Origin of the sequence: Symbiopectobacterium purcellii (genome assembly GCF_052050035.1) — a bacterium.
GTDB lineage: Bacteria > Pseudomonadota > Gammaproteobacteria > Enterobacterales > Enterobacteriaceae > Symbiopectobacterium > Symbiopectobacterium purcellii_A.
This window is the reverse complement of record NZ_CP189882.1, coordinates 42,981-60,982: the sequence shown is the minus strand read 5'-3', so window position 1 is coordinate 60,982 and position 18,002 is coordinate 42,981. Positions and strand designations below refer to the sequence as shown.

Here is an 18,002-nt window from a genome sequence, read left to right as displayed (position 1 = left end):
CTCCTGACAGTAGTGAGGGGGAACAGGGAAGCGGCCTAGTGCCGCTTCAGTGTGGATTATAGCTAAGCGACATTATTTTGATAACAGCCAGCTATGCTTCTTTGCCACATATCAGGGCATCGGCTGTAATCATTTTTAAGTCGGTTGGCTATAACGCAGGCTATAGACGATGGCGGTGATAGCGATCAGGCCCATCACGGTAACGAATACGTTGCTTAGCTGTCCGCTGTATTGCTTCATTGCCGGGACTTTCTGAATGGCGTACATCGGCATCAGGAACAGCAAGCAGGCGATAACCGGACCGCCCAGTGTTTCAATCATGCCCAGAATGCTGGGGTTGAGCGTGGCGACAATCCAGGTGGTCACCAGCATAAACAGCGCCGTGATGCGGTTCAGTTTAGCGTGCCCGATGGTTTTTCCGCGACTGCGCAGCGATTTGATTATCATCCCGTTAAAGCCTTCTCCCGCACCCAGGTAGTGGCCAAGGAATGATTTGGAGATAGCGATGGTGGCGATAACCGGTGCCAGATAGGCCATGACCGGGTTATTGAAGTGGTTTGCCAGGTAAGACAAAATGGAAATGTTTTGCGTTTTGGCTTCCATCAGTTCCGCAGGGGACAGGCTCAGTACACAACTGAACACGAAGAACACCACGGTCAGTAACATCATGATATGGCTGTAGGAGAGGATGCGGGAGCATTTTGGCTCAGCATCGTCACCATACTCTTTACGCTTGGCAACGGCAAAAGAGGAGATGATGGGGGAATGGTTAAAGGAGAATACCATTACCGGGATCGCTAACCACAGGGTAGACAATAGTCCATTGCCGGTTACGCTGCTGGTGAAAGAAATATTATCAAAAACCGCTAAATTCCAATGCGGAACTAAATAAAATGCCAGCAGCATCAATACCATGACAAAAGGATAAACCAGAATGCTCATGGCTTTTACAATCATGGCTTCGCCAAAGCGAACGATAAACATCAGGCCCAGAATTAATACCAAAGACAACACGGCGCGCGGCGGAGACGGTAAATGGAGTTGGTGTGTGATAAAACTGTCTACCGTATTGGTTATCGCTACGCTATAAACTAACAGGATAGGGTAAATAGCAAAAAAGTAGAGCAGTGTGATTAATTTCCCTGCACCGACACCGAAATGTTCTTCAACCACTTCAGTAATATCTTCACCCCCTTTTTTACCGGATAAAACAAATCGACACAGTGCGCGGTGTGAGTAATATGTCATCGGGAAAGCAATAATTGCCATAATTATCAATGGAATTAATCCACCAATACCGGCATTGATCGGCAGAAACAGCACGCCTGCGCCAATGGCTGTCCCGTAAAGCCCGAGCATCCAGACAGTGTCGCTTTTACGCCAACCAGATGCGGGTGCGACGATCGCACTGCTTTGTTGGATTGTGCTCATAATTGGTTCTCCTTGGTGAAAACAGTTTGCAAATCGTGTCAATATTGGTAATGGCACCAATGTTGTATAAATAATAAACATCGACGCGTTTTTATAACGCAATCGCATGTTAGAGAGTCAATACTGATTGTGGCGGCATTCTATATTGAGGCGGTCAGCGAATAATATTGAGATGATCACAGAAATGAATTGACGTGTTTTAATTTTATCAAAATTCGACCATAAATAAAATATCAATGATGATACTTTACGTTATTTATTTATAAGGTCTCTGCCCCATTCCCACTCGAAATGCAACAAAACGGTAGAGGCTTATGCCACCAGTAAGTGCGTTAAAAATACCTCATTGGGGGAACGATAGCCCAGTGATTTTCTGCCCCTTGTAGGCTTTGTTGAATAAATCGAACTTTCAGGGGATCGCCGGATCAAAGCACTATCATCGCTCCCGATAGCAGCTCCCCATGGCAAAGCAAAAGTTTAAAATCACCAACTGGCCCACCTACAACAAAGCACTCAGACAACGCGGCTCCCTGACGGTCTGGCTTGATGAGTCGGCCATCGCTGCATGGACTGACAGTTCTTCGCCTGAAGGTCGTGGTCGGCCGCTTTACTACACCGATATGGCTGTTACCACGGTTTTGATGATAAAGCGCGTGTTTATAGCTAAACGACTTAATTTTGATTACATTATTTAAATGAGCTATTCAATTGATTTTAGACGTAAAGTGATATCTACACGGAAAAACGAAGGGTTGAGTATCCGAGAAACAGCGAAGCAATTTCGGATTGGCCCTGCCTCTGTATCGCGTTGGATTAATCAAATAGAGTCAAAAGCATCGACCACGCGTCAGCGAAAGATCGATAAATCCGAGTTGATAAAAGATGTTGAACAATATCCAGATGCTTACCAAAAAGAACGTGCAGAGCGTTTTGGCGTTTGTCAGAAGGCCATTTGGCAAGCGCTTAAAAAGCTGGGATTGACCTATAAAAAAAACTCTACGTCATCCGAAAGCCGACGAAAACGCCCGGCAGGGATTTCAACAAAAAAAACAACAGTATGAAAAAGAAGGTAAACCTATTGTTTTTATTGATGAAAGTGGTTTTTCACACGATGCCCCACGGACTCACGGCTATTCCCCAAAAGGTCAACGGTGTTTTGGCCTGAAGAACTGGGGAGCTAGGGGAAGAACAAATGTTATCGGCGCTTTATTAGGCACAACGCTGTTTGCTATCGGATTATTTGATATCAATATTAACAGCGATCTTTTCTATGCCTGGGTCACACAAGTCCTTATCCCAGTACTCCCTAAAAACAGTGTAATCATGATGGACAATGCCACTTTTCACAAAAAACATAATATTCAACAAGTCATCATCGATGCAGGGTATATGGTGGAGTATTTGCCTACATATTCGCCAGATCTTAACCCAATTGAGCATAAATGGGCACAAGCAAAAAGCAAAAAAAGAGAGATGGGTTGCGATACAGAGAGTTTGTTCTCAGTCCATATGGTGTAATCAAAATTAAGTCGCTTGGCTATAACCTGTCGCTCCGGGCATTACAGGGCTTTGTCGACTCGGTTTTTACACTGATGAGCCTGCCACTGCGCTGCCCGGACTACTCTCTGGTCAGTCGGCGGGCAAAAACCGTCAGTATCAGCATAAAAACGCCAACGCGTGGTGAAATCTCGCATCTGGTCATCGACAGTACCGGTCTGCAGGTCTTTGGCGAAGGTGAATGGAAAGTCAGGCAGCATGGGGCTGACAGACGAAGAGTGTGGCGCAAGCTTCATCTGGCAGCAGACAGTGCGACGCATGAGATTATCTGTGCCGACTTATCGCTCAGCGGAACGACAGATGCGCAGGCACTGCCGGGCCTGATTAACCAAACCCACCGAAAAATCAGGGAAGTGTCAGCAGACGGTGCTTATGACGCCCGTTACTGCCACGATGCGTTGCTAAGAAAGAAAATCAGGCCCCTTATCCCGCCGCGAAGCGGAGCCAAATACTGGCCGGACAAGTACCATGAACGTAACCATGCGGTGGCGAATCAGCGTCTGAGCGGGAGTAATGATATGTGGAAAAAGAAAGTGGGTTATCACCGGCGTTCAGTGGCAGAAACAGCGATGTTCCGCATAAAAACTTTGCTGGGTGGCCATCTGAGCCTGCGTGACTATGAGGCTCAAGTAGGTGAAGCCATAGCGATGGTCAAAGCGCTGAACCGTATGACGTTGTTGGGTATGCCACACAGCGTCAGGATAGGATAACAGGTGTAGCAGAGGGAGTCATCCTGTCGGCTAATTCTGATTTATTCAACAAAGCCATTGGTAGGGTCCATTTAGCCGAGATATTATGCAAGGCTAGATAGAATAATTTTAGCACCGAGTCATCCGTTGGAAATATTCGTCGCGTTTTCGTTATCTTGCGCAATGAAGCATTTAACGACTCTATCGCGTTGGTGGTGTAGATAACCTTGCGGATCTCCGGCGGAAAATCAAAAATGACGATGAGACGTTCCCAATTATTTCTCCACGATGGGCTGATCGTCGGGAACTGCTCATCCCATTTGGCCGCGAAGGCATCCAGGGCCTCTTCAGCGCCCTCTAGCGTTGCGGAACTATAGATGGTGCGCAGGTCAGCAGCAACGGCTTTACGCTCTTTCCAGCCGACGTAGCGCAGCGAGTTCCGCACCTGATGCACGATGCAGAGCTGTACCCGCGTATGCGGGTAAACAGCTTCAATGGCATCAGGAAAGCCCTTCAGGCCATCGCAGCAGGCGATGAAGATGTCCTGTAGCCCACGATTTTTCAGTTCTGTCATTACAGATAACCAGAACTTGGCCCCCTCGGTTTTGGCTATCCATAGCCCCAGCAGCTCTTTTTCGCCCTGGCCGTTGATGCCTAGAGCCAAGTAAACAGACTTGTTGGTCACGGCTCCGCCGTCCTGGCTTTTGACCACAATACAGTCAAGGTAAACAATGGGATAAAACGCATCCAGCGGCCGTTGCTGCCCGCGCTTAACGTCATCCATCACGGCATTGGTCACTTGAGAAATGAAGCCAGCGGAAACATCGACCCCGTAGACTTCTTTAAAGTGAGCCTGAATATCACGGGTTGATATAGCTAAACGACTTAATTTTGATTACATTATTTAAATGAGCTATTCAATTGATTTTAGACGTAAAGTGATATCTACACGGAAAAACGAAGGGTTGAGTATCCGAGAAACAGCGAAGCAATTTCGGATTGGCCCTGCCTCTGTATCGCGTTGGATTAATCAAATAGAGTCAAAAGCATCGACCACGCGTCAGCGAAAGATCGATAAATCCGAGTTGATAAAAGATGTTGAACAATATCCAGATGCTTACCAAAAAGAACGTGCAGAGCGTTTTGGCGTTTGTCAGAAGGCCATTTGGCAAGCGCTTAAAAAGCTGGGATTGACCTATAAAAAAAACTCTACGTCATCCGAAAGCCGACGAAAACGCCCGGCAGGGATTTCAACAAAAAAAACAATAGTATGAAAAAGAAGGTAAACCTATTGTTTTTATTGATGAAAGTGGTTTTTCACACGATGCCCCACGGACTCACGGCTATTCCCCAAAAGGTCAACGGTGTTTTGGCCTGAAGAACTGGGGAGCTAGGGGAAGAACAAATGTTATCGGCGCTTTATTAGGCACAACGCTGTTTGCTATCGGATTATTTGATATCAATATTAACAGCGATGTTTTCTATGCCTGGGTCACACAAGTCCTTATCCCAGTACTCCCTAAAAACAGTGTAATCATGATGGACAATGCCACTTTTCACAAAAAACATAATATTCAACAAGTCATCATCGATGCAGGGTATATGGTGGAGTATTTGCCTACATATTCGCCAGATCTTAACCCAATTGAGCATAAATGGGCACAAGCAAAAAGCAAAAAAAGAGAGATGGGTTGCGATACAGAGAGTTTGTTCTCAGTCCATATGGTGTAATCAAAATTAAGTCGCTTGGCTATAACACTTCAACAACTAAGTTTTCCAGCCGTAATGCTTTTTATTGTGCTATAGCCAACCGACTTAAAAATGATTACAGCCGATGCCCTGATATGTGGCAAAGAAGCATAGCTGGCTGTTATCAAAATAATGTCGCTTAGCTATAAAGCATTGAAAACCGTCATCATTCGCAAACTGCCTAATAAGCGTGCGGAGACTGTGGTTGCTGCTTTCAGGGACATTGAAGCTAATACCTTTTGCAAGTTTAAGACCCTAACAGCTGATAACGGCCCTGAATTCGCTCTGCACGAGCAAATTACTCAAATCACAGGGGCGCAGGTCTACTTTGCCCATCCTTATCATTCCTGGGAGAGGGGCTTGAATGAGCACACCAACGGGCTGATACGACGTGTTTACCCAAAGGGAACAGACTTCAGTCAGGTCAGTCATCGTAAGATTGCCGAACTCAAACACATACTCAATACAAGGGGCAGAAAATCGCTGGGCTATCGTTCCCCCAATGAGGTATAGCCAAGCGACTTAATTTTGATTACACCATATGGACTGAGAACAAACTCTCTGTATCGCAACCCATCTCTCTTTTTTTGCTTTTTGCTTGTGCCCATTTATGCTCAATTGGGTTAAGATCTGGCGAATATGTAGGCAAATACTCCACCATATACCCTGCATCGATGATGACTTGTTGAATATTATGTTTTTTGTGAAAAGTGGCATTGTCCATCATGATTACACTGTTTTTAGGGAGTACTGGGATAAGGACTTGTGTGACCCAGGCATAGAAAACATCGCTGTTAATATTGATATCAAATAATCCGATAGCAAACAGCGTTGTGCCTAATAAAGCGCCGATAACATTTGTTCTTCCCCTAGCTCCCCAGTTCTTCAGGCCAAAACACCGTTGACCTTTTGGGGAATAGCCGTGAGTCCGTGGGGCATCGTGTGAAAAACCACTTTCATCAATAAAAACAATAGGTTTACCTTCTTTTTCATACTGTTGTTTTTTTTGTTGAAATCCCTGCCGGGCGTTTTCGTCGGCTTTCGGATGACGTAGAGTTTTTTTTATAGGTCAATCCCAGCTTTTTAAGCGCTTGCCAAATGGCCTTCTGACAAACGCCAAAACGCTCTGCACGTTCTTTTTGGTAAGCATCTGGATATTGTTCAACATCTTTTATCAACTCGGATTTATCGATCTTTCGCTGACGCGTGGTCGATGCTTTTGACTCTATTTGATTAATCCAACGCGATACAGAGGCAGGGCCAATCCGAAATTGCTTCGCTGTTTCTCGGATACTCAACCCTTCGTTTTTCCGTGTAGATATCACTTTACGTCTAAAATCAATTGAATAGCTCATTTAAATAATGTAATCAAAATTAAGTCGTTTAGCTATATGAAAAAACGGCAAGAAACTATCTAGCAATGGTGAAACTGGGCTGCATCCGCTTGTTTTACGGCCGGTTACGTAATTAAGGGACACAGCCTAGGTTTTTTTGGTGCAAAGATTGTGCTGTTAGGGAGGATTTACATTGTGCAAATCATGGTCAAGCGGATGACACGTAAGTTTATTTAACGCAGTGCTGTGAAAAAAATGCCATGGCATCTTTTGCTGACGCTTGCGTTAAAGAGCCGGTCTTTATAATAGTGTCCACGTAATAAAGGGTATAACGGCCACAGTCATTGCCATTCAAGAGATGCTGATGCCCATGATGCTGTGCGGTGAGGATACTTTTTTTATCCAACCCAAGACTTTCATGGTTGAGAAACTGCCTTTTAAGGTGGTTATCACCCTTATAAAAACCATCAATTAATCCTGCTTTAGGATCATGCAGTGTTATTGCGCTGATTATTCCCTTATTGATGTTCACCTCGCATAACACAAAGTGGCCACGTAGCCCGAAGCATCCGAGTGGATTACTTTGTGCGATAGGTATTAAGGTTTTTACATTGCCCGTTGGAAACTCTTTTTTTATTTCGTCTAACAGGGCGGCGGCTGAATGACCACCCGATAGCGTTGCTGTAGTGCTACACTTATCGAGTAGATCGTGAGCTGGTGCAGATACCACGTAGGTAGTGTCCTCGATCTGTCTGCTGCGATAGACGGTTTGTTTAGTGGGGATATACTCAGATTCCCTTTTCAAGGGGGTCCATCCCTCTTCTTTGCTAAACAACGCATCCAACTGAAGATTAAGCTGTGAGCACGTGAGCTTTTCACCGTGGGTGTCTGTCAACACACGGAATATTTCCACAATCCTGGCGCAGAAATCACCGAACTGAAAAGAAAGGAGTGACTTCATGGCTTCCTTCATGAGCGTCGCACAAGGGGTTTGTGCTAAAGGGGAAGAGATTGGAGATAGTAGGGGGCTGGTATTGTTTGAAATGGGCACTGGCATATTTTATACCTCACATAAGGGGTAAAGGCTGTAAACGATAGCGGGTGAGGCGATGGAGAGCCTTTAATAAGGTGATAATTGCGCGGCAGGTGGTTGAGGGGAATAGGAAATAAACCCTATTCCAGATACTGGAACAGGGTATTGGCTATCAATGACTAATTATTTGGCGCTGGGCAGGGCATTGATCGCTTCCCATGATAACGCGAGATGAGTCTGTAAAGAATTTCGTGTAAATGGCTCCATCGCTTAACCGGAAATCCGATCTCCATACATCAACATGAATTGGCTCATAGCAGGTTTCCAGTCTCTGATTGGTAGGGTCCATTTAGCCGAGATATTATGCAAGGCTAGATAGAATAATTTTAGCACCAAGTCATCCGTTGGAAATATTCGTCGCGTTTTCGTTATCTTGCGCAATGAAGCATTTAACGACTCTATCGCGTTGGTGGTGCAGATAACCTTGCGGATCTCCGGGGCTTTGTTGAATAAATCGAACTTTCAGGGGATCGCCGGATCAAAGCACTATCATCGCTCCCGATAGCAGCTCCCCATGGCAAAGCAAAAGTTTAAAATCACCAACTGGCCCACCTACAACAAAGCACTCAGACAACGCGGCTCCCTGACGGTCTGGCTTGATGAGTCGGCCATCGCTGCATGGACTGACAGTTCTTCGCCTGAAGGTCGTGGTCGGCCGCTTTACTACACCGATATGGCTGTTACCACGGTTTTGATGATATAGCCAACCGACTTAAAAATGATTACATCCTATGCCCTGATATGCGGCAAAGAAGCATAGCTGGCTGTTATCAAAATAATGTCGCTTGGCTATAAAGCGCGTGTTTAACCTGTCGCTCCGGGCATTACAGGGCTTTGTCGACTCGGTTTTTACACTGATGAGCCTGCCACTGCGCTGCCCGGACTACTCTCTGGTCAGTCGGCGGGCAAAAACCGTCAGTATCAGCATAAAAACGCCAACGCGTGGTGAAATCTCGCATCTGGTCATCGACAGTACCGGTCTGAAGGTCTTTGGCGAAGGTGAATGGAAAGTCAGGCAGCATGGGGCTGACAGACGAAGAGTGTGGCGCAAGCTTCATCTGGCAGCAGACAGTGCGACGCATGAGAGTATCTGTGCCGACTTATCGCTCAGCGGAACGACAGATGCGCAGGCACTGCCGGGCCTGATTAACCAAACCCACCGAAAAATCAGGGAAGTGTCAGCAGACGGTGCTTATTACGCCCGTTACTGCCACGATGCGTTGCTAAGAAAGAAAATCAGGCCCCTTATCCCGCCGCGAAGCGGAGCCAAATACTGGCCGGACAAGTACCATGAACGTAACCATGCGGTGGCGAATCAGCGTCTGAGCGGGAGTAATGATATGTGGAAAAAGAAAGTGGGTTATCACCGGCGTTCAGTGGCAGAAACAGCGATGTTCCGCATAAAAACTTTGCTGGGTGGCCATCTGAGCCTGCGTGACTATGAGGCTCAAGTAGGTGAAGCCATAGCGATGGTCAAAGCGCTGAACCGTATGACGTTGTTGGGTATGCCACACAGCGTCAGGATAGGATAACAGGTGTAGCAGAGGGAGTCATCCTGTCGGCTAATTCTGATTTATTCAACAAAGCCGATCTCCGGCGGAAAATCAAAAATGACGATGAGACGTTCCCAATTATTTCTCCACGATGGGCTGATCGTCGGGAACTGCTCATCCCATTTGGCCGCGAAGGCATCCAGGGCCTCTTCAGCGCCCTCTAGCGTTGCGGAACTATAGATAGTGCGGAGGTCAGCAGCAACGGCTTTACGCTCTTTCCAGCCGACGTAGCGCAGCGAGTTCCGCACCTGATGCACGATGCAGAGCTGTACCCGCGTATGCGGGTAAACAGCTTCAATGGCATCAGAAAAGCCCTTCAGGCCATCGCAGCAGGCGATGAAGATGTCCTGTAGCCCACGATTTTTCAGTTCTGTCATTACAGATAACCAGAACTTGGCCCCCTCGGTTTTGGCTATCCATAGCCCCAGCAGCTCTTTTTCGCCCTGGCCGTTGATGCCTAGAGCCAAGTAAACAGACTTGTTGGTCACGGCTCCGCCGTCCTGGCTTTTGACCACAATACAGTCAAGGTAAACAATGGGATAAAGCGCATCCAGCGGCCGTTGCTGCCAGCGCTTAACGTCATCCATCACGGCATTGGTCACTTGAGAAATGAAGCCAGCGGAAACATCGACCCCGTAGACTTCTTTAAAGTGAGCCTGAATATCACGGGTTGATAGCCCTCTGGAATAGAGAGAAATAATGCGGTCATCGAAGCCGTTAAGCTGCTTTTCGTGCTTACCGATCAGTGTCGGCTCGAAGGTATAGCTAAACGACTTAATTTTGATTACATTATTTAAATGAGCTATTCAATTGATTTTAGACGTAAAGTGATATCTACACGGAAAAACGAAGGGTTGAGTATCCGAGAAACAGCGAAGCAATTTCGGATTGGCCCTGCCTCTGTATCGCGTTGGATTAATCAAATAGAGTCAAAAGCATCGACCACGCGTCAGCGAAAGATCGATAAATCCGAGTTGATAAAAGATGTTGAACAATATCCAGATGCTTACCAAAAAGAACGTGCAGAGCGTTTTGGCGTTTGTCAGAAGGCCATTTGGCAAGCGCTTAAAAAGCTGGGATTGACCTATAAAAAAAACTCTACGTCATCCGAAAGCCGACGAAAACGCCCGGCAGGGATTTCAACAAAAAAAACAACAGTATGAAAAAGAAGGTAAACCTATTGTTTTTATTGATGAAAGTGGTTTTTCACACGATACCCCACGGACTCACGGCTATTCCCCAAAAGGTCAACGGTGTTTTGGCCTGAAGAACTGGGGAGCTAGGGGAAGAACAAATGTTATCGGCGCTTTATTAGGCACAACGCTGTTTGCTATCGGATTATTTGATATCAATATTAACAGCGATGTTTTCTATGCCTGGGTCACACAAGTCCTTATCCCAGTACTCCCTAAAAACAGTGTAATCATGATGGACAATGCCACTTTTCACAAAAAACATAATATTCAACAAGTCATCATCGATGCAGGGTATATGGTGGAGTATTTGCCTACATATTCGCCAGATCTTAACCCAATTGAGCATAAATGGGCACAAGCAAAAAGCAAAAAAAGAGAGATGGGTTGCGATACAGAGAGTTTGTTCTCAGTCCATATGGTGTAATCAAAATTAAGTCGCTTGGCTATACCTTCGAGCCGACACTGTTCGGTAAGAACGAAAAGCAGCTTAACGGCTTCGATGACCGCATTATTTCTCTCTATTCCAGAGGGTTATCAACCCGTGATATTCAGGCACACTTTAAAGAAGTCTACGGGGTCGATGTTTCCGCTGGCTTCATTTCTCAAGTGACCAATGCTGTGATGGATGACGTTAAGCGCTGGCAGCAACGGCCGCTGGATGCGCTTTATCCCATTGTTTACCTTGACTGTATTGTTGTCAAAAGCCAGGACGGCGGAGCCGTGGCCAACAAGTCTGTTTATCTGGCCCTCGGCGTCAACGGCCAGGGCGAAAAAGAGCTGCTGGGGCTATGGATAGCCAAAACTGAGGGGGCCAAGTTCTGGTTATAGCCAAGCGACTTAATTTTGATTACACCATATGGACTGAGAACAAACTCTCTGTATCGCAACCCATCTCTCTTTTTTTGCTTTTTGCTTGTGCCCATTTATGCTCAATTGGGTTAAGATCTGGCGAATATGTAGGCAAATACTCCACCATATACCCTGCATCGATGATGACTTGTTGAATATTATGTTTTTTGTGAAAAGTGGCATTGTCCATCATGATTACACTGTTTTTAGGGAGTACTGGGATAAGGACTTGTGTGACCCAGGCATAGAAAACATCGCTGTTAATATTGATATCAAATAATCCGATAGCAAACAGCGTTGTGCCTAATAAAGCGCCGATAACATTTGTTCTTCCCCTAGCTCCCCAGTTCTTCAGGCCAAAACACCGTTGACCTTTTGGGGAATAGCCGTGAGTCCGTGGGGTATCGTGTGAAAAACCACTTTCATCAATAAAAACAATAGGTTTACCTTCTTTTTCATACTGTTGTTTTTTTTGTTGAAATCCCTGCCGGGCGTTTTCGTCGGCTTTCGGATGACGTAGAGTTTTTTTTATAGGTCAATCCCAGCTTTTTAAGCGCTTGCCAAATGGCCTTCTGACAAACGCCAAAACGCTCTGCACGTTCTTTTTGGTAAGCATCTGGATATTGTTCAACATCTTTTATCAACTCGGATTTATCGATCTTTCGCTGACGCGTGGTCGATGCTTTTGACTCTATTTGATTAATCCAACGCGATACAGAGGCAGGGCCAATCCGAAATTGCTTCGCTGTTTCTCGGATACTCAACCCTTCGTTTTTCCGTGTAGATATCACTTTACGTCTAAAATCAATTGAATAGCTCATTTAAATAATGTAATCAAAATTAAGTCGTTTAGCTATATCTGTGATGACAGAACTGAAAAATCGTGGGCTAAAGGACATCTTCGTCGCCTGCTGCGATGGCCTGAAAGGCTTTCCTGATGCCATTGAAGCTGTTTACCCGCATACGCGGGTACAGCTCTGCATTGTGCATCAGGTGCGGAACTCGCTGCGCTACGTCGGCTGGAAAGAGCGTAAGGCCGTTGCTGCTGACCTCCGCACTATCTATAGTTCCGCAACGCTAGAGGGCGCTGAAGAGGCCCTGGATGCCTTCGCGGCCAAATGGGATGAACAGTTCCCGACGATCAGCCCGTCGTGGAGAAATAATTGGGAACGTCTCATCGTCATTTTTGACTTTCCGCCGGAGATCCGCAAGGTTATCTACACCACCAACGCGATAGAGTCGTTAAATGCTTCATTGCGCAAGATAACGAAAACGCGACGAATATTTCCAACGGATGACTCGGTGATAAAATTACTCTATCTAGCCTTGCATAATATCTCTGCTAAATGGACCTTGCCAATCAGAAAACTAGTTGCTGAATAGAGACTTGCATTTTTTGTCAGGCTATTGAGAATAAAAAGAGGTTTAACTTAGAGAATAAAGGTTTGAAATGATCAACAAAGAGCGGTTGTTACGAGATAATCGTTTATGTAAAGCAATCATTGGATTATCAGTCGAAGAATTGAAAAATTTAGCCGCTGAATTTTCAGCTTGTTATTTGATTTATCGGAAAAAGAATCGAAAAGATCACGAGCGGCAGATGGGTGCAGGGCAGAAAGGATTTATCCCAACCCCATTAGGGAGTCTGTAAAGAATTTTGTGTAAATGGCTCCATTGCTTAACCGGAGATTCGTTCTCCATACATCAACATGAATTGGCTCATAGCAGGTTTCCAGTCTCTGATTGGCAAGGTCCATTTAGCAGAGATATTATGCAAGGCTAGATAGAGTAATTTTATCACCGAGTCATCCGTTGGAAATATTCGTCGCGTTTTCGTTATCTTGCGCAATGAAGCATTTAACGACTCTATCGCGTTGGTGGTGTAGATAACCTTGCGGATCTCCGGCGGAAAGTCAAAAATGACGATGAGACGTTCCCAATTATTTCTCCACGACGGGCTGATCGTCGGGAACTGCTCATCCCATTTGGCCGCGAAGGCATCCAGGGCCTCTTCAGCGCCCTCTAGCGTTGCGGAACTATAGATGGTGCGCAGGTCAGCAGCAACGGCCTTACGCTCTTTCCAGCCGACGTAGCGCAGCGAGTTCCGCACCTGATGCACAATGCAGAGCTGTACCCGCGTATGCGGGTAAACAGCTTCAATGGCATCAGGAAAGCCTTTCAGGCCATCGCAGCAGGCGACGAAGATGTCCTTTAGCCCACGATTTTTCAGTTCTGTCATCACAGATAACCAGAACTTGGCCCCCTCAGTTTTGGCTATCCATAGCCCCAGCAGCTCTTTTTCGCCCTGGCCGTTGATGCCTAGAGCCAAGTAAACAGACTTGTTGGTCACGGCTCCGCCGTCCTGGCTTTTGACCACAATACAGTCAAGGTAAACAATGGGATAAAACGCATCCAGCGGCCGTTGCTGCCAGCGCTTAACTTCATCCATCACAGCATTGGTCACTTGAGAAATGAAGCCAGCGGAAACATCGACCCCGTAGACTTCTTTAAAGTGTGCCTGAATATCACGGGTTGATAACCCTCTGGAATAGAGAGAAATAATGCGGTCATCGAAGCCGTTAAGCTGTTTTTCGTTCTTACCGATCAGTGTCGGCTCGAAGGTATAGCCAACCGACTTAAAAATGATTACATCCTATGCCCTGATATGCGGCAAAGAAGCATAGCTGGCTGTTATCAAAATAATGTCGCTTGGCTATACTGTTGCGGTCGCGCGGAATATCGAGCTCGATCTCCCCATTTTGGCTACGTACGCTCTTGGATGTCTTGCCATTGCGGGAGTTGCCTGAATGATTACCTGCCGGGTCATGCTTAGCATACCCAAGGTGCATCTCCATCTCAGCTTCAAGAACCCGTTCCGCCAGTCTTTTAGTCAGCACCTTGAGTAGGCCTGATTCACCCAGCAGATCCTGAGGGGAGTGACAATCTTGAAGCAGTTGGTCAATAAGTTCGTTGCTGATAGGCATTTTGTTATCCTTTGAAGGTTTTCCTCAAAATGCCATTTACACAGATTATTTTACAGTCTCCCATTAGATAAACTGCTTTTTATTTTATTGTATTTAAAATGTTATCCGACCTATGATTTGCAAGGACTTCTTTTTGGTTTAGAGGCTTTGTTGAATAAATCAGAATTAGCCGACAGGATGACTCCCTCTGCTACACCTGTTATCCTATCCTGACGCTGTGTGGCATACCCAACAACGTCATACGGTTCAGCGCTTTGACCATCGCTATGGCTTCACCTACTTGAGCCTCATAGTCACGCAGGCTCAGATGGCCACCCAGCAAAGTTTTTATGCGGAACATCGTTGTTTCTGCCACTGAACGCCGGTGATAACCCACTTTCTTTTTCCACATATCATTACTCCCGCTCAGACGCTGATTCGCCACCGCATGGTTACGTTCATGGTACTTGTCCGGCCAGTATTTGGCTCCGCTTCGCGGCGGGATAAGGGGCCTGATTTTCTTTCTTAGCAACGCATCGTGGCAGTAACGGGCGTCATAAGCACCGTCTGCTGACACTTCCCTGATTTTTCGGTGGGTTTGGTTAATCAGGCCCGGCAGTGCCTGCGCATCTGTCGTTCCGCTGAGCGATAAGTCGGCACAGATAATCTCATGCGTCGCACTGTCTGCTGCCAGATGAAGCTTGCGCCACACTCTTCGTCTGTCAGCCCCATGCTGCCTGACTTTCCATTCACCTTCGCCAAAGACCTTCAGACCGGTACTGTCGATGACCAGATGCGAGATTTCACCACGCGTTGGCGTTTTTATGCTGATACTGACGGTTTTTGCCCGCCGACTGACCAGAGAGTAGTCCGGGCAGCGCAGTGGCAGGCTCATCAGTGTAAAAACCGAGTCGACAAAGCCCTGTAATGCCCGGAGCGACAGGTTAAACACGCGCTGTATCATCAAAACCGTGGTAACAGCCATATCGGTGTAGTAAAGCGGCCGACCACGACCTTCAGGCGAAGCACTGTCAGTCCATGCAGCGATGGCCGACTCATCAAGCCAGACCGTCAGGGAGCCGCGTTGTCTGAGTGCTTTGTTGTAGGTGGGCCAGTTGGTGATTTTAAACTTTTGCTTTGCCATGGGGAGCTGCTATCGGGAGCGATGATAGTGCTTTGATCCGGCGATCCCCTGAAAGTTCGATTTATTCAACAAAGCCTGGTTTAGATAGAACACGGGTATGTCGCTGGGTAAAAATATTATTGCCGGTTTTAGAGATGACCTTGGGGCGAGAATGTGTTTTGCCCGCTCGTCAAATTCGCTCTGCTGAGGAATTTTTTCGCGCCTTTCCTGGAGTTAAAGACGTCTTTATTGATGGGACAGAGCGACCTGTCCAAAAGCCTAAGAATCTGCGTCGGCGAAAAAAAATGTATTCGGGAAAGAAAAGACAGACCACTCGAAAAGGGCTTATTATGACTGACGAAACAAGGCAAATTGGATTTATCCCCATGAGCAAAAATGGGCGCCGTCACGATAAACGCTTACTCGATAAAGTCGATATAATTCGCCATATTCCTCCTGAGGTAACCATCTGGGCAGATACCGGTTTTCAAGGTATAGATAAACAGCATCCTAATACACAAATCCCAAAAAAAGGAACTCGAAAAAGATCTTTATCGCCTGAACAAAAACAAGAAAATAAAATAATCTCGGGCATCCGTATTACAGTTGAACACGCCATCGCGGGTATCAAGCGCCTCGGTTGCATGACCCAAATTTTACGGAATCGTAGACCCTTTATTGATGATACCTTCTTACTCCTTAGCGCCGGTCTTTGGAATTTCCATCTCAGAACAGCGTAAAATTTACTTCAATCACCGAAACACCCTTATTTCACTATTAAGCAACACGCTTAGAGACTGGAAACCTGCTATGAGCCAATTCATGTTGATGTATGGAGAACGAATCTCCGGTTAAGCAATGGAGCCATTTACACAAAATTCTTTACAGACTCGCGGAATATCGAGCTCGAGCGCCCCATTTTGGCTACGTACGCTCTTGGATGTCTTGCCATTGCGGGAGGGCTTTGTTGAATAATTTAACGTTTTGATTTACAACTTCTTTAGGTGGGATGCATGGGCTTTGTTGAATAATTTAACATGCTGATTTACATAATTATTATAACACTTCAACAACTAAGTTTTCCAGCCGTAATGCTTTTTATTGTGCTAACTATTTGATTTGTCGTTCTAACAAAATACAGTCTCTGTACATGCATTCTACCTAAAGAAGATGTAAATCAAACGGTTAAATTATTCAACAAAGCCGGATGCATGTACAGAAAATGTATTTTGTTAGAGCGATAAATCAAATAGTTAGCACAATAAAAAGCATTACGGTAGTAAAATTTAGTCGTTAAAATTTTATAATACCCATTTAAATCAGTATTTTAAATTATTCAACAAAGCCTTGCGGGAGTTTCCTGAATTATTACCAGCCGGGTCATGCTTAGCATACCCAAGGTGTATCTCCATCTCAGCTTCAAGAACCCGTTCCGCCAGTCTTTTAGTCAGCTCCTTGAGTAGGCCTGATTCACCCAGAAGCTCCTGAGGGGAGTGGCAATCCTGAAGCAGTTGGTCAATAAGCTCGTTGCTGATAGGCATTTTTTGTCCTCTGAAGGTTTTCCTCAAAATGCCATTTACACAGATCTTTTTACACTCTCCATTGCTGACAATGCACCAGATAATATTATCCCCTTTAGTAAAATAGAGGTATTCCAAATCCATCAATTTACACCCACATCAGTTATGATGGAGTCCGTTTCCCCAACATTTGTTTGCAATTTAATCGGCTTTGTTGAATAATTTAACTGTTTGATTTACATCTTCTTTAGTTAGAATGCATTTACAGAGAATGTATTTTGTTAGAACGACAAATCAAATAGTTAGCACAATAAAAAGCATTCCGAGAGGAAAAATTAGTCGTTGAAATTTTATAATGCTTATATAAATCAGTATCTTAAATTATTCAACAAAGCCAATTTAATCCCTAAAAAAACTCATTATTCTATTTTTTTTAAGATATAAACTAGAATTCACAACGGTTATATTGCAACCTCATTTAATCGTTGCTATGCCATATCGTTACTAATAAACACCGATTTTCACACCCGGCTAGCGATTTTACACAACAGACAGCGTACGGTAGTCATTACTACTGACACCTTTTAACCTGAATGCCAACGCGTTACAGAGAGGTGATGTATACTGTCGTGTATTCTAAGGGTGAAGCAACGTTCAGGATTGAGGATTTATGAGGCTTTGTTGAATAATTTAAAATACTGATTTATATAAGCATTATAAAATTTCAACGACTAATTTTTCCTCTCGGAATGCTTTTTATTGTGCTAACTATTTGATTTGTCGTTCTAACAAAATACATTCTCTGTAAATGCATTCTAACTAAAGAAGATGTAAATCAAACGGTTAAATTATTCAACAAAGCCGATTTATGAAAAGGAAATGGTTTCTTTTACTGTCACTTTCGGCAACATGCAATTTTTCATACAGTTTGTACACGGTCTTCAA

18 protein-coding genes and 11 pseudogenes are annotated in these 18,002 nt (G+C 45.2%); 17 read left to right on the top strand and 12 right to left on the bottom strand.

The annotated features are described in order from the left end of the window. Positions 1-135 precede the first annotated feature (135 nt). Positions 136-1,431, bottom strand: coding sequence for an HAAAP family serine/threonine permease (locus ACQGXV_RS01645; protein WP_440867821.1), 1,296 nt, complete (start codon positions 1,429-1,431; stop codon positions 136-138). A 461-nt stretch (positions 1,432-1,892) separates the two neighbouring features. Here ACQGXV_RS01645 and ACQGXV_RS01640 point away from each other — a divergent pair. The 4 genes and pseudogenes from ACQGXV_RS01640 to ACQGXV_RS01625 all read left to right on the top strand — a co-directional run. Next, positions 1,893-2,090: pseudogene (locus ACQGXV_RS01640) on the top strand (transposase); the annotation flags it as partial. A 36-nt stretch (positions 2,091-2,126) separates the two neighbouring features. Then, on the top strand, positions 2,127-2,492 hold the full coding sequence (locus ACQGXV_RS01635) for an IS630 transposase-related protein (protein WP_440862584.1): 366 nt from the start codon (positions 2,127-2,129) through the stop codon (positions 2,490-2,492). After that, positions 2,416-2,949: an IS630 family transposase gene (locus ACQGXV_RS01630; RefSeq protein WP_440867820.1), complete on the top strand. Its 534-nt coding sequence runs from the start codon at positions 2,416-2,418 to the stop codon at positions 2,947-2,949. Before ACQGXV_RS01635 ends, ACQGXV_RS01630 begins: the two co-directional genes overlap by 77 nt. Continuing rightward, a pseudogene (locus ACQGXV_RS01625) lies at positions 2,946-3,698 on the top strand (IS5 family transposase); the annotation flags it as partial. The gene ACQGXV_RS01630 and the pseudogene ACQGXV_RS01625, both read left to right, overlap by 4 nt. Here ACQGXV_RS01625 and ACQGXV_RS01620 read toward each other — a convergent pair. After that, positions 3,685-4,551, bottom strand: a pseudogene (locus ACQGXV_RS01620) (IS256 family transposase); the annotation flags it as partial. The pseudogenes ACQGXV_RS01625 and ACQGXV_RS01620 overlap by 14 nt on opposite strands. Positions 4,552-4,585: 34 nt before the next feature. Here ACQGXV_RS01620 and ACQGXV_RS01615 point away from each other — a divergent pair. The 4 genes and pseudogenes from ACQGXV_RS01615 (at position 4,586) to ACQGXV_RS01600 (ending at position 5,939) form a co-directional block, all read left to right on the top strand. Then, the gene (locus ACQGXV_RS01615) at positions 4,586-4,951 is read left to right on the top strand and encodes an IS630 transposase-related protein (protein ID WP_440863310.1); all 366 of its coding nucleotides are present in this window, start codon (positions 4,586-4,588) and stop codon (positions 4,949-4,951) included. Between the two features lie 13 nt (positions 4,952-4,964). Then, positions 4,965-5,408: pseudogene (locus ACQGXV_RS01610) on the top strand (IS630 family transposase); the annotation flags it as partial. Then, positions 5,369-5,569 carry a hypothetical protein gene (locus ACQGXV_RS01605; RefSeq protein ID WP_440864707.1) on the top strand — a complete coding sequence of 67 codons (201 nt, stop codon included), beginning with the start codon at positions 5,369-5,371 and terminating at the stop codon, positions 5,567-5,569. The pseudogene ACQGXV_RS01610 and the gene ACQGXV_RS01605, both read left to right, overlap by 40 nt. Then, complete coding sequence (locus ACQGXV_RS01600) at positions 5,559-5,939, top strand: IS30 family transposase (protein WP_440864706.1); 381 nt, start codon at positions 5,559-5,561, stop codon at positions 5,937-5,939. The genes ACQGXV_RS01605 and ACQGXV_RS01600 overlap by 11 nt, the downstream gene beginning before the upstream one ends. A 19-nt stretch (positions 5,940-5,958) precedes the next feature. On the opposite strand, the gene ACQGXV_RS01595 is transcribed toward ACQGXV_RS01600, so the two are convergent. From ACQGXV_RS01595 to ACQGXV_RS01580, 4 genes and pseudogenes are all read right to left on the bottom strand, one after another. Further along, the gene (locus ACQGXV_RS01595) at positions 5,959-6,492 is read right to left on the bottom strand and encodes an IS630 family transposase (protein ID WP_440862665.1); all 534 of its coding nucleotides are present in this window, start codon (positions 6,490-6,492) and stop codon (positions 5,959-5,961) included. Next, positions 6,416-6,781 carry an IS630 transposase-related protein gene (locus tag ACQGXV_RS01590; RefSeq protein WP_440862584.1) on the bottom strand — a complete coding sequence of 122 codons (366 nt, stop codon included), beginning with the start codon at positions 6,779-6,781 and terminating at the stop codon, positions 6,416-6,418. The genes ACQGXV_RS01595 and ACQGXV_RS01590 overlap by 77 nt, the downstream gene beginning before the upstream one ends. Before the next feature lie 208 nt (positions 6,782-6,989). Continuing rightward, positions 6,990-7,811, bottom strand: a complete 822-nt coding sequence (locus ACQGXV_RS01585) for a hypothetical protein (protein ID WP_440864704.1) — start codon at positions 7,809-7,811, stop codon at positions 6,990-6,992. 252 nt (positions 7,812-8,063) lie between these two features. Continuing rightward, positions 8,064-8,303: pseudogene (locus ACQGXV_RS01580) on the bottom strand (transposase); the annotation flags it as partial. 64 nt (positions 8,304-8,367) lie between these two features. Between ACQGXV_RS01580 and ACQGXV_RS01575 the strand changes: the two are divergent. Beyond that, positions 8,368-9,385, top strand: a pseudogene (locus ACQGXV_RS01575) (IS5 family transposase). 56 nt (positions 9,386-9,441) lie between these two features. Here the strand turns inward: ACQGXV_RS01575 and ACQGXV_RS01570 are convergent. Continuing rightward, positions 9,442-10,167, bottom strand: a pseudogene (locus ACQGXV_RS01570) (IS256 family transposase); the annotation flags it as partial. Positions 10,168-10,203: 36 nt separating this feature from the next. On the opposite strand from ACQGXV_RS01570, the gene ACQGXV_RS01565 reads away from it, so the two are divergent. The 3 genes and pseudogenes from ACQGXV_RS01565 to ACQGXV_RS01555 all read left to right on the top strand — a co-directional run. After that, positions 10,204-10,569, top strand: coding sequence for an IS630 transposase-related protein (locus ACQGXV_RS01565; RefSeq protein WP_440862584.1), 366 nt, complete (start codon positions 10,204-10,206; stop codon positions 10,567-10,569). After that, positions 10,493-11,026 carry an IS630 family transposase gene (locus ACQGXV_RS01560; protein ID WP_440867179.1) on the top strand — a complete coding sequence of 178 codons (534 nt, stop codon included), beginning with the start codon at positions 10,493-10,495 and terminating at the stop codon, positions 11,024-11,026. Before ACQGXV_RS01565 ends, ACQGXV_RS01560 begins: the two co-directional genes overlap by 77 nt. Beyond that, positions 10,954-11,427 (top strand): annotated as a pseudogene (locus ACQGXV_RS01555) (transposase); the annotation flags it as partial. The gene ACQGXV_RS01560 and the pseudogene ACQGXV_RS01555, both read left to right, overlap by 73 nt. A 22-nt stretch (positions 11,428-11,449) precedes the next feature. Here ACQGXV_RS01555 and ACQGXV_RS01550 read toward each other — a convergent pair. Both ACQGXV_RS01550 and ACQGXV_RS01545 read right to left on the bottom strand, forming a co-directional pair. Next, positions 11,450-11,983, bottom strand: coding sequence for an IS630 family transposase (locus ACQGXV_RS01550; RefSeq protein WP_440867179.1), 534 nt, complete (start codon positions 11,981-11,983; stop codon positions 11,450-11,452). Beyond that, on the bottom strand, positions 11,907-12,272 hold the full coding sequence (locus ACQGXV_RS01545) for an IS630 transposase-related protein (RefSeq protein WP_440862584.1): 366 nt from the start codon (positions 12,270-12,272) through the stop codon (positions 11,907-11,909). The genes ACQGXV_RS01550 and ACQGXV_RS01545 overlap by 77 nt, the downstream gene beginning before the upstream one ends. Positions 12,273-12,306: 34 nt before the next feature. Between ACQGXV_RS01545 and ACQGXV_RS01540 the strand changes: the two are divergent. Both ACQGXV_RS01540 and ACQGXV_RS01535 read left to right on the top strand, forming a co-directional pair. Then, a pseudogene (locus ACQGXV_RS01540) lies at positions 12,307-12,834 on the top strand (IS256 family transposase); the annotation flags it as partial. A gap of 67 nt (positions 12,835-12,901) precedes the next feature. Next, the gene (locus ACQGXV_RS01535) at positions 12,902-13,102 is read left to right on the top strand and encodes a hypothetical protein (RefSeq protein ID WP_440864702.1); all 201 of its coding nucleotides are present in this window, start codon (positions 12,902-12,904) and stop codon (positions 13,100-13,102) included. A 27-nt stretch (positions 13,103-13,129) separates the two neighbouring features. Here the strand turns inward: ACQGXV_RS01535 and ACQGXV_RS01530 are convergent. After that, positions 13,130-14,435, bottom strand: a pseudogene (locus tag ACQGXV_RS01530) (IS256 family transposase). A gap of 87 nt (positions 14,436-14,522) precedes the next feature. On the opposite strand from ACQGXV_RS01530, the gene ACQGXV_RS01525 reads away from it, so the two are divergent. After that, on the top strand, positions 14,523-14,648 hold the full coding sequence (locus tag ACQGXV_RS01525; RefSeq protein WP_440864700.1) for a hypothetical protein: 126 nt from the start codon (positions 14,523-14,525) through the stop codon (positions 14,646-14,648). Here the strand turns inward: ACQGXV_RS01525 and ACQGXV_RS01520 are convergent. Then, the gene (locus ACQGXV_RS01520; protein WP_440864698.1) at positions 14,635-15,558 is read right to left on the bottom strand and encodes an IS5 family transposase; all 924 of its coding nucleotides are present in this window, start codon (positions 15,556-15,558) and stop codon (positions 14,635-14,637) included. The two genes, ACQGXV_RS01525 and ACQGXV_RS01520, sit on opposite strands and share 14 nt — an antisense overlap. A 32-nt stretch (positions 15,559-15,590) precedes the next feature. Here ACQGXV_RS01520 and ACQGXV_RS01515 point away from each other — a divergent pair, with 32 nt between their 5' ends. After that, positions 15,591-16,277: a transposase family protein gene (locus ACQGXV_RS01515; RefSeq protein ID WP_440864697.1), complete on the top strand. Its 687-nt coding sequence runs from the start codon at positions 15,591-15,593 to the stop codon at positions 16,275-16,277. After that, on the top strand, positions 16,216-16,392 hold the full coding sequence (locus tag ACQGXV_RS01510) for a hypothetical protein (RefSeq protein ID WP_440864695.1): 177 nt from the start codon (positions 16,216-16,218) through the stop codon (positions 16,390-16,392). The genes ACQGXV_RS01515 and ACQGXV_RS01510 overlap by 62 nt, the downstream gene beginning before the upstream one ends. Positions 16,393-16,886: 494 nt before the next feature. Here ACQGXV_RS01510 and ACQGXV_RS01505 read toward each other — a convergent pair. Further along, positions 16,887-17,078, bottom strand: a pseudogene (locus ACQGXV_RS01505) (transposase); the annotation flags it as partial. Positions 17,079-18,002: the final 924 nt, after the last annotated feature.

Excerpts from the sequence above, each read along its gene's own strand:
- ACQGXV_RS01645 (WP_440867821.1), bottom strand. The coding sequence starts at position 1,431 with ATGAGCACAATCCAACAAAGCAGTGCGATCGTCGCACCCGCATCTGGT.
- ACQGXV_RS01635 (WP_440862584.1), top strand. The coding sequence starts at position 2,127 with ATGAGCTATTCAATTGATTTTAGACGTAAAGTGATATCTACACGGAAA.
- ACQGXV_RS01615 (WP_440863310.1), top strand. The coding sequence starts at position 4,586 with ATGAGCTATTCAATTGATTTTAGACGTAAAGTGATATCTACACGGAAA.
- ACQGXV_RS01600 (WP_440864706.1), top strand. The coding sequence starts at position 5,559 with ATGTCGCTTAGCTATAAAGCATTGAAAACCGTCATCATTCGCAAACTG.
- ACQGXV_RS01590 (WP_440862584.1), bottom strand. The coding sequence starts at position 6,781 with ATGAGCTATTCAATTGATTTTAGACGTAAAGTGATATCTACACGGAAA.
- ACQGXV_RS01565 (WP_440862584.1), top strand. The coding sequence starts at position 10,204 with ATGAGCTATTCAATTGATTTTAGACGTAAAGTGATATCTACACGGAAA.
- ACQGXV_RS01545 (WP_440862584.1), bottom strand. The coding sequence starts at position 12,272 with ATGAGCTATTCAATTGATTTTAGACGTAAAGTGATATCTACACGGAAA.
- ACQGXV_RS01535 (WP_440864702.1), top strand. The coding sequence starts at position 12,902 with ATGATCAACAAAGAGCGGTTGTTACGAGATAATCGTTTATGTAAAGCA.
- ACQGXV_RS01520 (WP_440864698.1), bottom strand. The coding sequence starts at position 15,558 with ATGGCAAAGCAAAAGTTTAAAATCACCAACTGGCCCACCTACAACAAA.